Genomic DNA, 14,282 nt, shown 5'->3' with positions numbered 1-14,282 from the left:
TATTCGCAGCGGACCCTCTTGATGTCTTTGATGGCTCTTCGCATTTGGGGGTGTAGCAACTGCTGGCACGTGATGGCGTGGCGGTGCGCAGATAGACGTCGAGGCCTTCCGAAGATGGAAGTTCTCACACTGCCCATCTGAAAGACCTCGACGTGGTCAAGCCTACTTTCACCACCCCTGACGTTGATACTTTCTGCCTGGTCGACCAGCTCGGACTCACCATCACAGGCCAGCGCCTCGAAGAACGCCGAGCCGTGCTGGAATGCCGGGTCCTCGACCACGACCCCTGGTGCCGAGACTGCGGCGCCGAGGGCGTCTCGATCGGCACCGTAGTGCGCCAACTCGCGCACGTTCCACTGGGATGGCGGCCCACCACACTCTTGGTTCGGGTACGGCGCTACCGGTGCGCTGACTGCGCCAGAGTCTGGCGCCAAGACACCAGCTGCGCGGCGGCACCGCGAGCGAAGCTCAGCCGCCACGCGGTGCTCTGGGCGCTGAAATCACTGGTGATCGACCGCATGTCGATCACCCGGATCGCCGCCGGACTCGGTGCCGCCTGGCACACCGTCAACGACGCCGTCCTCGCCGCCGGAGCCAAGCTGCTGATCAATGACGCAGTCCGATTCCACGGGGTCACCGTGCTCGGCGTTGATGAGCACTGCTGGCGCCACACCGGTCGTGGCAGCCACTTCGTGACCGTGATCATCGATCTGACCCCAGTGCGCAACGGCACCGGGCCGGCACGACTGCTCGACATGGTTCCGGGCCGTTCCAAGCAGGTCTTCAAGACCTGGCTCGACGACCAGAGCGCAGACTTCCGGGACGGGATTCAGGTGGTGGCCATGGACGGGTTCACCGGGTTCAAGACCGCCGCCGCCGAGGAACTCCCGCAGGCGACCGCGGTGATGGATCCCTTCCATGTCGTCGCTCTGGCCGGTGATGCACTGGATCGGTGCCGGCAGCGGGTCCAACAAGAAACCCTGGGACACCGGGGACGTTCTGGTGACCCGCTCTACAGCACCCGGAGGACGCTTCAGACCGGCGCTGATCTGCTCACCGAGAAGCAGCACCAGCGGCTGACGAAGGTCTTCACCGAGGATGACCATGTCGAGGTCGAAGCGACCTGGAGGATCTATCAGAAGATCGTCGCCGCTTACCGCAACCCTTCGAAGGGTGAGGGCGAGAAGCAGCTGGAGGCGGTGATCAGTTCACTGCATCGAGCGGTGCCCCGCCGGTTGCAGGAGTTGATCAGTCTGGGTCGGACTTTCAATCGCCGGGCAACGGACATCCTGGCCTACTTCGAGAGGCCCGGCACTTCCAACGGCCCCACAGAAGCGATCAACGGACGACTCGAACATCTGCGTGGCACGGCACTGGGGTTCCGGAACCTCGCCCACTACATCACCAGATCCCTGCTGGACACTGGCGGGTTCAGACCGCTGCTACACCCTCATCTGCGATGAGCCGGATTTCGGTTCCGCCTACCGTCCGTTATTTGCTCGTCTTCGTCACACCTAGCTGGCTCGTTCAGACTTCCATTGTCACTGCGCTGCCAGAGACACGATCCCAACGGAGTTCGACCCGGCGTAGCAAATAAGGAGGCAGTTCGACTGCTTCCGAGCGCCTTGCCTGACAATGCATGACATGACCCATACTCCGATCTCCCTTTCCAAGCGGAAACCTGGACGCCTGGGTTTGATAACCGATGTCGACCGAAGAAACACACCTACGCTGGTCCACGCTGTGACCCCAGTGAGTCTCTCAATCGTTGGGTCCGTCGGGTCTCCTTAGCTGGATTGGCGGAGCATAGCCGGGTCCTTCTTCTAACCGTTCCAACCGCCGGGCCAGTCGCCGCGTGGTGATTTGCTCTCGCTGCAACTCCTCTTGGAGAACGTTGATGGCGCGGCCAAGAACCTCACTGAGACCTTTCCAGTCTTGGGCCAGTTGTGAAGTCCTGCCTTGCAAGGACTTCGTTTCCTGGAGCTCCACCTTGGCTTGGTCCAACAAGTGGGTCAGGTGAACCTCTCTGGGAGAAAGTCGTTGAGAGCTTCCGCGCAGGAATTCATAGCGCTGCCTAAGGTCTGGATGGCTCTGGTAAAGATGGTACCGATGCAGTCCTGCCTCTTTGGCAAGGTCGGTAAAAGAAGTTGCATTTCGCGGCACGATCCTCGGGTGTCCCAGGAGTAGTCGTTGCATCGCGCTAAGGATTGCTCTGCGCACGGGATCTTTTTCTCTGGCGATTTCACCGTTGGTGGGTGCTACCGGCTCCTCAAAAGTTGCGTCAACTTCACTTTTCGCCATGCCGCCCAGTCTCCTCAGTGCCTTCACCCAGACGGACCGGATCCGGGCTCGGATATGCGTCGGGGCCGACCCTGCTATTCGCTGATTCTTCTACGATCTTTTGGTTACGTGCAGCCCGTGCCCGGAGAGATTGGGCCATCGGCAGAGGGGCAAGCTCCGCCTCGGCTTCCAGACGCTTCGCTTGCTGGGAGAGCTCCGTGAGGTGTTCGTCAGTTCTAGCGCAGTTAGGACAGCCATCGATACAGCCCAGTAGGTTAGGTTCAACATTCTTGAGTTGCACCTTCTGGCAGAGAGCCTTGGTCTCGTCGAAGATGCACAGGGCTAACGCTGCGGGGTTGTCGTACACCAAGAGACCGGGATCACGACGAAGTCGGCGCTCATCACCGGGAAGCATCTGCCGCGGGAGCTTCAGGGTTGCATCGATCGCCCGCTGGGCGGCGGGTCCGCTAATTCCTTGACCAGAGTCTCGTTGGTCAGCCAAATGGCGGATCATCTCTCGGCGGTGATTCCAATCCTCTTCTAGAAGCAGTTCAGGCAGCCCGGACTCTTTGGTCCCGGCGTACCCTTCTCCCGTCACGGTTCCGAGGTGCTGAAACTGTATCGCTGTTGTGACGTCTCCGTGCGGGCGGTTTCGTATGAACCACGCCAACGAGCGACGGAACCTCCGTAGGGTGATGTGTCCGTCGGGATCCGCGGGAATGGCGAACGTCTCTGGATCAGAAGTCGCGGGGACCAACCGAGTATTAACGAACTCAGTGAACGATTGGATCCATCGAACGGACGTTGACTTCGTGATCACATTTAATCCATCAGCAGAATACAGTGGGCCCGATTCGTGGCCGACCAAGATCTTTACTTGTTCTGCAGCATGTATTGCATTGGCTACAACTGGTATTGTCGCCCAAACCGCCTCTCTCGGCATCCTGGGGGACCCATCGTCATGACGGGCTGGCCCTTTGAGGACTTCGCCGTCTATCAGTTGCAGTCGCGATCCACTTGGCAAGAGAAGGGGCTCACGGGCGCAACCATCGCGCAAGTTGCAGACCTCATCTGGCCGCATTCCAGTAAGCGCCGCCACAACTATAAGGCTTGCTGTGCGCAACTGCATCAGTAGCGAGTGATCACCATAAGCTTTCTGCGTTCCATATCCTACGACCATGTCCGAGACGCGGATCGAATCAATCCACGGCTTCCCGTGAAACGAGCGGGTCACCTCAAAGTCCATCACGAATTCGTCCAGCGAATCGGTATACGAATATGATTCAGGATCAGATTTTGAGTAGACGTTTGCTAGATCAGTTTTTGAGACAGAGTGTCGATACTCGAGAGATCGCCAATCCACTTTGTGATATCTACTAGACCCGGCGTGCGATGGCAGAGGCGTCTGAGTTTCCCGATACCATCTGAGGCACTTGAACGCTGAGTTATTCCTGTTGATTCTCTTAATTGATTCGACGTAGTGGTGGTGCGCGTCAAATATGTCGGAGGCGAAGTCGTTGACAAATGAAGTCGCCCACTCAAGCAGGGGACTGAAGGTGGCCTCCGAGAGACGAACGGTCCGGTTTTCGTCGGGTTTCCTCTTGGGCTTCCAATTTCCGTGACGCCACAACGGTTCGGGCCATTGGCACTCAGCTGGTAACCAAGGATTCAAGTACCACGTCCTCACGACCTCGAAGAGGTGTGCGCCTGCAGATCGTTCTTCCAGACCGCGATTTTCGACCCAAAGTCTAAGATCATCGAGGTGTGAAGAGTCCAGATCCTCGGGTCCTGACACGGGAGTTAATGGATGCAACATCGACCACTCTGTCGTGAGCCAGACTACGTGGGAGCGGAGCCTATAAAGGGTGAGAACAATACTCCCTGTGCCGGGCCACCGGACGACCGTGTTTTTGACGTTGTCCAGCTGTGACTCTGGGTTCCCATAATTGATGAGAGCGTAGGCCACGTGCCGAGCGAATAGTTGAAAGCCATCGGGCCACCCCTCGAAATGTATAGTCCCAGTTGGCCGAGAACCCACGTCGAGCGCAGCGAGAGGCCACACGGGCGCCTCGAAGTTGGCAATGACGCAACTTGGATTGTGCACGCGCTCCGGGCGGATGCTCGGATCACCCCGGGAGGGGAGATCTTGGGCATGGTTTCCATTCAGCGGAACTGGTTGCGATGAATCAGGAGACTTCATCTGGGACTCCATGCCGAAGAGCTGCGAGTACCAAGGGGACATGACTTTTGGCCTCCGGTGCGGCGAGTCTCCGTTCTGTAGGAGTGCATCGATCGATCACAGACTGAAGCTGAAAGTAGTGCCTGGCGAACCGCACCTCCCAGGCGGGCCCAAGACTGTCCCTCAGCGTTTCTAGGACTTGCAGCGCCGCCAGCTGACGGGGCAACAGCCGGGGGACTGAGGCGGCGTTTGGGCAGTCGAGACAGTCGAGGAAAGAGTAGAAACCTGTAGTGCAGGGCGCGCCAGTCGTAGGGTGTGATAACGGGTCGGAACAGTTGGCTATGACTGCATCGTTGGCACTTGGGGCATCCTCGTTCGCAGAGAGTCGCAGAGTGAACCCCTGATGCGAGTGTTCGACCAGTTTCTGTATAGCTGCAGAGGCCGCTTCTTGCTGTTCTATGAGGGCGTCTGGGTCTGTACGAACGTAGTGTAGATATGTTTCCTCACTGTGATTGGTGGGTTCCAGGCTTACGCCCCGCCCCCTGCCTTCGGCACCGCGGCGTAGTCGTCCAAAATTGATGGTTGTGCCGGGAGGCACCCATTGGGATTTGCGCCTGACCTCGTTTAGAGGTAACCCTGACCTTGGTTGACTCGCAAAATCAGCCCAGTACACAACTAGTCGATGACTAGACTGTTCCTGGTTGGCGAGATATGCGCGCGTAGGCTCTGTTGCTTGAGCCACCATCATGAGGTCCTTGTAGCCGGAACCTGCAATGCTCTCCCCGGTTTCGCCGGAATCAATGAATACCTCCGCCCAAAATCTGAGCGCAGAACCGCGTCTTGGTTTGTCCAAGTCGAGTTGGGCGACTCCAGCTTGATGATCGGTTGGAACGTTCGCGGAAATGATGGTCGATAGATTGAGACCGCGATGGCAAGCGAGAAGAACCACGGCAGCGTAGGCCTCGTCCGGGGATAAGAATAAGTGCCTTCTGGCTGGTCCCAGGTTCCTCCTCCCGGCGGCCGTGTGCTCCGGCACGCCAAGGGACTGCATCCCAATCTCAGACTTCGGCTCGCCAACTTCGAGGACTTGTTTCAAGGCCTTGGCCTTCTCGACTTCCCGACCGTCGCGTTCCTCGGACTGAAGGGCCAGAGCGAAGGAGTGAGTGATCCGTGCGTGCGCGGTCCGGACGCTGCGACGTGCCGCGACGGAGATTTCCTGGAACTCCTTCTGGGAGTATCGATGAATCCGGGTCAACGGAAGTGGGAACGGGTCCGTTCGCCTGGCTGCTTCTCTGCGTAACTCGGGGGAGGACCCCTGTGAAGCGAGAATCAACCGCGTCGCGAAACCGTAATAGCGGCAGGTAGTGCTTCTGCTGTACGTCTCTTTTAGGTGCTCCTTGTACTGTCGCAGATGAAATGGAGTGACATCCATCATCGAGGCTACCGGTTCCGATTCTCCGATCTTCGGGTCGTTCCAAGCGTCGATCCACCTGAGTAGCGATGCCATGCCCGCTTTCGCAGCGCCTACTGATGACGTGCGCCTCAAGCCATCGCTGGTAGCTGTGAAGTAGACGAAGGCTTCGCCGAGTTCTTGCTTCAACCGAAGGGGACCTAACATACGAGTCAGATCCAAGAGATAACACGGATTGTCCTCAAGCCTCAGAGTGAATAGAAGAGCATCTTTGTCGGGTGAATGCGAACTGCGTGAACTGTCCAACTCTGGTGAGTAGGAGGATCCAGACTTCATGGTTCACCGTCCCTCGTTGAAACCGACCGCTGCACTTGAGGTAGAAATCTGTTCCCATACATCTGCGACTGTTTTCCCGTTGAACAGGTCTGATCTACGAATCACTTTCAGTGGTTCCAAGTAGATGTTTATAGTCGTTTGAGTGGAAGTATGACCTAAAAGATCGCGAACTCCATCGAAAACATGGGAATAGTTCCGTGCCCAGAAGGGATCGTGAGGCTCGCGTAGTCGATCATTGTCGCTGGCACGAACTCCCGCCACGAGCAGCATTAAAGCGAACGTGAACCGGAGCGAGTGCGGTGTCACGTGTACCCACGGTGACCTAACACCTAGTGAAGCTCTGGACGCTGAAACTCGCGCGTTCGCGGTGTCGAATATTGCGTTCCAGGTGACGTGTGGAAGAGGCCTCCCGCTCTCTGTCAACCAGAGACTAGCCGGCTCCACTCCGTTCTCTCCATTGACGAACAATCTCTTGCGAGATTCCGCCGACATGGTCACGACGTTGATCCATCGGCCGCTCGCTAGACGAACGCGTTGACCTACTCGACCACCCGGGGAGATTTCGTCCGCGACCAGGAGGTTTGGGAGAGTCCGATACAGACCTGCCCGCTGAGCTCTGCGAATGGCTGTCGCCCGTTCACCTTCGCGGTACGAAGCTACGGAGTCCAATCCACTCAAGTGCAACACTTCGTAGTGCCGCAAGACACTACCCTTGCCAACTATGGGGGCCTTGTCGCCCACGTTCGCCGGGATCTCGACATCCAGCAGTGAACCCGCTTCGCTTGACCTCAACCCGGTTGCAAGAACGTAATCACAGAACGCGGTGTTTCGTGCCCAATTTCGTCCTCGAAAGTTCTCATCGGGCACCGTTGCCTCTATGAATCCCTCCTCTGCCCTGGCGGCTCGATATCCCTTTAGCCCGACGTCGCGCCACAGTGTGTACTCACTCGGCGTGATCCACCGGTCGCGAGACGACCGCCCGTTCTTCTCGCGATAACCGCCAACTACCAGGGGATCCTTCATCCGATCCTGGTCACCAACGGGTGAGCGGTCCACCCAACCTTCTAATATCGCCCATCTGTAGAAGTGGCGGAGTGCCGCCCATCCCTTGTTCCAAGTTGCGGGTGTCACTAGGTCAGGATTGTCCCCGTCGTACAGTCTCCAAACTTGAAAAGCACGTATGTCATGGCGCGTGGCTTCGTCCCAGTGGGTTCCTATGTTTGATAGAAACGACAACCACGTTGCAAGCTCGTAGGCATACGTTACGGCGGTGGCGGTTTGATCGCGTCTGAATCCACCATTGAAATAGGCGCCGAGCCGGGCGTCGACTGATCCTCCGGAGATGAGCACAGGCATGCCTGGTCGAATGCCGAGTGCATGTTCGCGATCGGATACGTCGCGCCACTCGGCCGCCAACGGGTGGAAGGCCGGGGAAACGCGCGGACTCGATCCAGTCAAGCAAAGGACTCGAGGGACACTAGAGCTCTCAGGCATGAGCAGGACGATGTATGGGGCGGCCGGTCACGAGAGGCAGACCACAGGAGTCAGCTGGGAACGCCCGGACTATTTTCACTTCGGGTCTCACGCGCTCACCAAAACCCTCTCTCATTCGAGAAGGCAACCATTCGGTCCTCGGGGCCGTCTGGTGGATGCCTTGAGTTGACTCATGGTAACTCAGACCTCTGGCGTTGGACTACAGATCATCGACAACAGGCTGATTTTCTACAGAACCCCATGCAACGAAAGTCTGCTTCAGGAGGTGGCGGTGACCGGGTTGCTGCTCAGCGAGATGGCGCCTGGATCGGCGCCCACTCGGCACCGGTTCCTGCAGCGAAACCGGCTCATCGCAGCGCTGGGCATGGTCACGGTCATCACGGAGGCGCGATGGCGCAGCGGAGCTCAGTCCACCGCCCACCATGCGCTCACGCTTGGCCGGGAGGTGGGGGTGGTGCCCGGAAGCGTCTTCTCCGCCTCCTCGGCGGGGTGTCACCGACTGCTGCGGGAGACCCCGGCACAGCTGGTGCGCGACGCCACCGACGTTCTGACCCTCGTCACCGGCGGCAGAGCCTACGGACCAACGCCGGCGGGCGACTCCGACGTTCCCCGCCCTGCCATCGACCACAGGACCGGGCGCCAGGCTCCACCGTCCCGACACACCGTCCAACCAGAGCTTCCCGGACCAGCGGGGCGGGATCACCCGCAGGATGGACTCGATGAGGCCCAGCGCCTGCTCCTCGACGCGCTGCCCAGGCGTGGATTGAGCGCCCCGGGCAAGCTCTCATCCGTCGCGGGGCTCCCGCTGCCCACGGTGCTCGCCGAGCTGACCCGGCTCCAGCGCTCCGGCCACGCAAGGACCGTCAACGGGCACTGGGGCCGAGCATGACCGGCGCGGAGAACCCTGACCCAGCGCGTCCAGTCGTAGACTTCCGCCATGGCCTCCGCGCAGGATCGACCACGAGACACCGATCGACCATCAGACACCGAAGCTCCGGTCGACCCCGAGCTGATCACGGCGTTCATCGATCACCTCAGACACGAACGAGGGCTCTCGGCCCAGACGATCCGGGCGTACCGCAGCGATCTGCGTCAGCTCGCCCAGCGGCGCGGAGATCTGCAGGAGATCAGCCTGGCCGGGATCCGGAGCTGGCTGGGGGAGCTGCACGAGGCGGGGCTCTCGCGGAACACCCTCAACCGCAAGACGGCCTCGGTGCGGGCCTTCACCGCCTGGGCGCACCGCCGGGGTCACCTGCGAGAAGACCCCTCCGTCCGTCTGCGGACCGCCCGTCGAAGCAGCCACCTGCCCGATGTGCTGCAGCATCAGCACGTCGAAGAACTGACCAGTCACCTCGCGGATGCGGCGCAGCAGGCCGGCCAGGCCGCGGAACTGGATGCGATCGCTCATGCGCTGAGCCTGCGCGACGCCGCGATGGTGGAGCTGCTCTACGCCACCGGGATGCGCGTCTCCGAGCTCAGCGGCCTGGACCTCGCCTCCTTCGAGACCGGTCGGCGGATGGTCCGGCTGCTCGGCAAGGGCAACAAGGAACGGATCGTCCCGTACGGCGTGCCGGCGGAGACCGCGCTGCGAAGCTGGCTCGACCACGGACGGTCTGAGCTGGCCACACCCGCCTCGGCGAACGCCTGCTTCCTGGGTCGCCGCGGGGGCCGCATAGACGTGCGAACGGTGCGCCGCGTCGTCGACGATGCTCTGGCCCGGCTCGGGACCACTGCCGCCCGAGGGCCCCATGCGCTGCGGCATACGGCGGCCACCCATCTGCTGGAAGGGGGCGCTGATCTGCGCACGGTCCAGGAGCTGCTGGGACACGCCTCCTTGAGCACCACCCAGCTCTACACCCACGTCACCATCGACAGGCTTCGCGACGCCTATGGCCAGGCTCATCCTCGTGCCTGAGAAAGTGAGCTGACCTGGATCTGTTAACATCAGTAGTGTTGCTCGACGCGCTAGGTGTTAACCTTGGCAGAGCATCGAAACCATCAGCCACCTGGCTGCTGTCTGGTCGTAGGGGAAGACGTACCAACAGCACAGTGGAGGATGGATATGTCGAAAAATACGGCCCGAGGTGTGCTTCACATCCATTCGGCGCCCGCCGCGCTCTGCCCGCATGTTGAATGGGCGGTGTCCTCGGCGGTCGACTCGCGAGTGGACTTCACGTGGCACCCGCAGCCTGCCGCGCCCGGAGACTTTCGGGCGGAGCTCTCCTGGGAGGGCCCAGCCGGACTGGGCGCCACCCTGGCCTCAGCGCTGCGCGCCGTGAGTCATCTGCGCTTCGAAGTGACCGAGGACCCATCGCCGGGCTGCGACGGCGGACGCTGGTCCCATACGCCCGAGCTGGGCATCTTCCATGCCACCACCGACGTGCACGGCAACATCGTCGTGTCCGAGGATCGGATCCGCTACGCCTATGAGATGGGCGCCGGTGACCCCTCGGTGGTCTACCAGGAGCTTTCGCTGGCCCTGGGTGAGGCCTGGGACGAGGAGCTCGAGTCCTTCCGCCACGCTGCAGAGGGTGCACCGGTCCACTGGCTTCACCAGGTGGTCAGCTGACCCGAGGCTGACCGGGCGGCGCCCTCCACCGCCCTCCACCGCCGTCCCGCAGCTGCGCAGCCCAGCAGCGTCTGGTCGACGTGCACGACTACAGGCTTGCCGCACAGAGCCCCCCAGCGGGCCATCGCTTCCCAGCGCGGCAGCTTCCACATGAAGCAGAGAAGACCCCCGGCCGAAATCCCTGAGGATCCTGGCCGGGGGTCTTCTCGCGTGCTCATGCCACGGGCCTGCCCGGGCAGAAGGGCTCAGTAGGTGCGGAAGGCCGCCACGGCGTTGTGTCCGCCGAAGCCGAAGGAGTTGCACAGCGCCACCTGCTGCTTGTCGCCGAGGTCGCGGGGCGAGCCGGTGACCACGTCGAGCGGCATCTCCGGGTCCTGGTGGTCAAGGTTGATCGTGACCGGTGCGCGGCGTTCATGCAGCGCCTTCACGGTCAGCACCGACTCCACGGCGCCGGCGGCGCCGAGCAGGTGCCCGGTCTGGGACTTGGTGGCGGAGATGCAGACGTTCTCGAGGTGATCCCCGAACACCGATCTCAGTGCCGCGTACTCTGGCTTGTCTCCGACCGGCGTGGACGTGGCGTGAGCATTGACGTGGGTCACGTCGCCCAGCTCCGCGCCGGCGGATTCCAGGGCTCGGCGCAGCGCGCGGGAGGCTCCCAGCGCTTCAGGATCCGGGGCCGTGATGTGGTGGGCGTCTGAGGTGATCCCAGAACCAGCGAGCTCCGCGTAGATCGTGGCGCCGCGGGCCTTGGCGTGCTCCTCGGTCTCGACCACGAGGGCTCCAGCGCCCTCGCCCATGACGAAGCCGTCGCGGTCGCGGTCATAGGGCCGGGACGCCGCGGCGGGATCCTCGTTGCGCTTGGACAGCGCCTGCAGCGAGCTGAACGCCGCCATGGGCAGCGGGTGGATGGCAGCCTCGGTGCCGCCGGCGAGGACGACGTCGGCGTCACCCTTGCGCAGCATCTCCAAGGCCACATCCAGTGCCTCGACACCGGAGGCGCAGGCCGAGACGGCGGTGCGGGCGCCGCCCTGGGCGCCGAGATCGAGGCTGATCGCCCCGGCGGCGCCATTGGGCATCAGCATCGGCACGGTCATCGGCATGACCCGGCGCGGTCCACGTTCACGCAGCGTGTCCCAGCTGTCGAGCAGCGTCCAGACTCCACCGATGCCGGTGGCGAAGGACACCGCGACCCGCTCGGGATCCAGGTCATAGCCCTCATCACCGGGGCGGCTGAGTCCGGCGTCGTCCCAGGCCTGCCGGGCGGCGACCATGCCCAGCTGGGTGGAGCGGTCCATTCGGCGGGTCTCCGGGCGGGCCAGCACCTCTGCAGGCTCGACCGAGACCTCGGCGGCGAAGGTCACCGGAAGCTCGTACTTCTCGACCCAGTCGTGCTCCAGGGTCTTGGCTCCCGGCGTGCCGGCCAGCGCGTTGGTCCAGAGCGTGTCCACGTCGCCGCCGATGGGGGTGGTGGCGCCGAGACCGGTGATGACAAGACGACGTGTCATGGATCTACCTCAATGAGAGTGGGACTGCAGGTGGGGGAGAGGAGGGGAGGGCCCGGCGCTGCGCCGCAGCCCTCCCGTCCGATGCGAGGCTGGATCAGCCCTGGGCGTTGGCGATGAAGTCCACGGCGTCACCGACGGTGGCCAGGTTCTTCACCTCTTCATCGGGGATCTTCACGTCGAACTTCTCTTCGGCGTTGACCACGATGGTCATCATCGAGATCGAGTCGATGTCCAGGTCTTCGGTGAAGGACTTGTCCGACTTGACCTCTTCGACCTCCAGGCCGGTCTCCTCGTTCACGATCTCTGCCAGGCCTGCGAGGATCTCGTTCTTGTCAGCCATATCGGCGACTCCTTTTCTTTGGGTGGTTCTTTCGGGTTCGTGGTGAATCTGTCCCGGGCCTGCGTGGCAGCCCCGGGCCCGGGGCTACGGCAGTCGGATGACCTGCGTGCCGTAGACCAGTCCGGCTCCGAATCCGATCTGCAGAGCGAGACCGCCGGAGAGTTCTGGGTTCTCCTTGAGCAGGCGATGCATGGCCAGCGGGATCGAGGCTGCGGAGGTGTTTCCCGCGTCCACGATGTCCCGTCCGACCATCACGTGCTCAGGAAGCTTCAACTGTTTGACCATCTCGTCGATGATGCGCATGTTCGCCTGATGCGGGACGAAGGCCACGAGGTCATCGGCGGTGATCCCGGCGGCGTCCAGCGCCTGCTGGGCCACCTTCGCCATCTCCCAGACGGCCCAGCGGAACACGGTGGGACCGTCCTGGCGCAGCGTGGGCCAGTACCGGTTCTCCGCATCGAGGAGCTCGGCGGCGTCCTGGGTCTCGCGAGCTCGGGCGAGGGCGTCGCGGAAGTTCAGCATCGTGCTGTCCATGGCCACTGCCTCCCACTTCTCGCCGTTGGAGCCGAGGATCGAAGGCGAGATGCCGGGCACCTCGGAGGGGCCGATGATCGCGGCTCCGGCACCGTCGCCGAGGAGGAAGGAGATGGTGCGCTCGTGGTTGTCGATGAAGTCGGAGAGCTTCTCGACCCCGACCACCAGGACGTAGGGCGAGAGCCCGGAGCGGACCATGGCGTCGGCCTGACCGATCCCATAGCAGTAGCCGGCACAGGCCGCCGAGATGTCGAAGGCCGCCGCCGGAGTCGCGCCGAGGCGGTGCGCCAGGTCCGCCGCGGCGGAGGGTGTGGCGAAGGGATGCGTGACGGTGGCGACGATGACCCCGCCGAGCTGGTCGCCTGAGATCCCGGCATGCTCCAGCGCCTCGCGGGCGGCGCCTTCGGCCATGTCGACCACAGAGACGTCGCGCGGGGCGCGGTGGCGGGTCTTGATGCCGGTGCGCTGCTGGATCCACTCATCGGAGGAGTCGATCCACTGGCAGATCTGCTCGTTGTCGATCACGAGCTCAGGACGGTAGGCACCCAGGCCCATGACACGGGTGCCCGCCAGGGCGGTGGGCTGGTTCAATGCGACAGTCACGTCAGGAACGTCCTTCGTGGATCATTGTGGGGTAGCTGTGCGGCAGTGCTGCCGGCACAGAAGATGTCTGAGGCCATCAACATCGGGCCTCTCGGCTCAACCCGCATGCTCGGCGATGAATTCCTGGGCGGCGTCGATGTCCGCGGGGGTCTTGATGGCCAGCGACTTCACGCCCTTGAGTCCGCGCTTGGCCAACCCGGTCAGCGTGCCGCCGGGCAGCAGCTCCAGCACGCCGGTGACCTCGGCCTGCGCCATGGTCTCCATGCAGAGGTCCCAGCGGACCGGACGGGTCACCTGGTCCACGAGGCGCGCCAGGACGTCAGCGCCGGTGGAGACGTAGGCGCCGTCGCGATTGGAGATCAGCCGGTGTCGCGGGTCGGCCACCTCGAAGCTGGCGGCGGCGGCGGCCAGGGCCTGCTTGGCCGAGTCCATGAACTCCGTGTGGAATGCTCCGGCGACCGTCAGCGGGATGACCCGGGCCCGGGTGGGAGGGCTGGCCTCCAGCGCGGCGAGCTTGTCCAGCTCCCCGGCCGCCACGATCTGGCCCGGCCCGTTGGCGTTTGCGGGGGTCAGTCCGGCGTCGGCGATCACCTGGCGGACCTCGTCCTCGACACCGCCGACGACGGCGGCCATCGAGGTGGGCACCGCTGCGGCTGCGGCGGCCATCGAGGTGGCCCGCACGCGGATGAACGCCAACGCCTGCTGCGGCGTGAGCACCCCGGCCAGGACGGCGGCGGGGATCTCGCCCACGGAGTGCCCGGCGTAGAGGACCCGCTCGGGATTCGCCCCGGTGAGATCCAGCGCTGAGGCGCTGAGCAGGGAGGCGGCCACGATGAGCGGCTGGGCGACCGCGGTGTCCCGGATCGTCTCGGCATCGGAGACCGTCCCGTGGGTGAGCAGGTCGGTGCCTGAGTGCTGGGAGTAGGCGTCGAGCGTGGCGCGGGAGGCGTCGTCGCTGATCCACTCCGAGAGGAAGCCTTGGGTCTGGGAGCCCTGTCCGGGGCAAACTATGGCAAGCACAAGTCCAACTT

11 protein-coding genes are annotated in these 14,282 nt (G+C 62.7%); 4 read left to right on the top strand and 7 right to left on the bottom strand.

What is annotated here, in order from left to right:
- The first annotated feature begins 152 nt into the window (after nt 1–152).
- Nucleotides 153–1,463 carry an ISL3 family transposase gene (locus LTI14_RS04320; protein ID WP_241475904.1) on the top strand — a complete coding sequence of 437 codons (1,311 nt, stop codon included), beginning with the start codon at nt 153–155 and terminating at the stop codon, nt 1,461–1,463.
- 298 nt (nt 1,464–1,761) lie between these two features.
- Here LTI14_RS04320 and LTI14_RS04315 read toward each other — a convergent pair whose 3' ends face one another.
- The 3 genes from LTI14_RS04315 to LTI14_RS13325 all read right to left on the bottom strand — a co-directional run bounded on the left by LTI14_RS04315 (nt 1,762) and on the right by LTI14_RS13325 (nt 7,562).
- On the bottom strand, nt 1,762–2,301 hold the full coding sequence (locus LTI14_RS04315; RefSeq protein ID WP_241475903.1) for a hypothetical protein: 540 nt from the start codon (nt 2,299–2,301) through the stop codon (nt 1,762–1,764).
- Nucleotides 2,288–4,246 carry a hypothetical protein gene (locus LTI14_RS04310; protein WP_241475902.1) on the bottom strand — a complete coding sequence of 653 codons (1,959 nt, stop codon included), beginning with the start codon at nt 4,244–4,246 and terminating at the stop codon, nt 2,288–2,290. Before LTI14_RS04310 ends, LTI14_RS04315 begins: the two co-directional genes overlap by 14 nt.
- A 1,963-nt stretch (nt 4,247–6,209) precedes the next feature.
- Nucleotides 6,210–7,562 (bottom strand): site-specific integrase, encoded by a 1,353-nt coding sequence (locus LTI14_RS13325; protein ID WP_446740376.1) that lies wholly within the window; start codon nt 7,560–7,562, stop codon nt 6,210–6,212.
- 310 nt (nt 7,563–7,872) lie between these two features.
- On the opposite strand from LTI14_RS13325, the gene LTI14_RS04305 reads away from it, so the two are divergent.
- From LTI14_RS04305 to LTI14_RS04295, 3 genes are all read left to right on the top strand, one after another.
- Nucleotides 7,873–8,589, top strand: a complete 717-nt coding sequence (locus LTI14_RS04305; protein WP_274615891.1) for a DNA-processing protein DprA — start codon at nt 7,873–7,875, stop codon at nt 8,587–8,589.
- A 48-nt stretch (nt 8,590–8,637) separates the two neighbouring features.
- Complete coding sequence (locus LTI14_RS04300; protein ID WP_274615890.1) at nt 8,638–9,615, top strand: tyrosine recombinase XerC; 978 nt, start codon at nt 8,638–8,640, stop codon at nt 9,613–9,615.
- A 147-nt stretch (nt 9,616–9,762) separates the two neighbouring features.
- Nucleotides 9,763–10,269 (top strand): DUF3145 domain-containing protein, encoded by a 507-nt coding sequence (locus LTI14_RS04295; RefSeq protein WP_241464916.1) that lies wholly within the window; start codon nt 9,763–9,765, stop codon nt 10,267–10,269.
- A gap of 245 nt (nt 10,270–10,514) precedes the next feature.
- Here the strand turns inward: LTI14_RS04295 and fabF are convergent, their stop codons facing one another.
- The 4 genes from fabF to LTI14_RS04275 form a co-directional block, all read right to left on the bottom strand.
- On the bottom strand, nt 10,515–11,774 hold the full coding sequence (gene fabF, locus LTI14_RS04290) for a beta-ketoacyl-ACP synthase II (protein ID WP_241464915.1): 1,260 nt from the start codon (nt 11,772–11,774) through the stop codon (nt 10,515–10,517).
- Nucleotides 11,775–11,868: 94 nt separating this feature from the next.
- Entirely contained in the window at nt 11,869–12,114 is a 246-nt protein-coding gene (locus LTI14_RS04285) for an acyl carrier protein (protein ID WP_241464914.1), read from the bottom strand.
- An 84-nt stretch (nt 12,115–12,198) separates the two neighbouring features.
- On the bottom strand, nt 12,199–13,203 hold the full coding sequence (locus LTI14_RS04280; RefSeq protein WP_241465100.1) for a beta-ketoacyl-ACP synthase III: 1,005 nt from the start codon (nt 13,201–13,203) through the stop codon (nt 12,199–12,201).
- A 144-nt stretch (nt 13,204–13,347) separates the two neighbouring features.
- On the bottom strand, nt 13,348–14,271 hold the full coding sequence (locus tag LTI14_RS04275) for an ACP S-malonyltransferase (protein ID WP_241464913.1): 924 nt from the start codon (nt 14,269–14,271) through the stop codon (nt 13,348–13,350).
- Nucleotides 14,272–14,282 lie beyond the last annotated feature (11 nt).

The sequence above is a fragment of the Nesterenkonia sp. YGD6 genome, from assembly GCF_022565895.1.
In the GTDB taxonomy this organism is placed as follows: domain Bacteria; phylum Actinomycetota; class Actinomycetes; order Actinomycetales; family Micrococcaceae; genus Nesterenkonia.
This window is presented reverse-complemented; position numbering and strand designations above follow the sequence as displayed.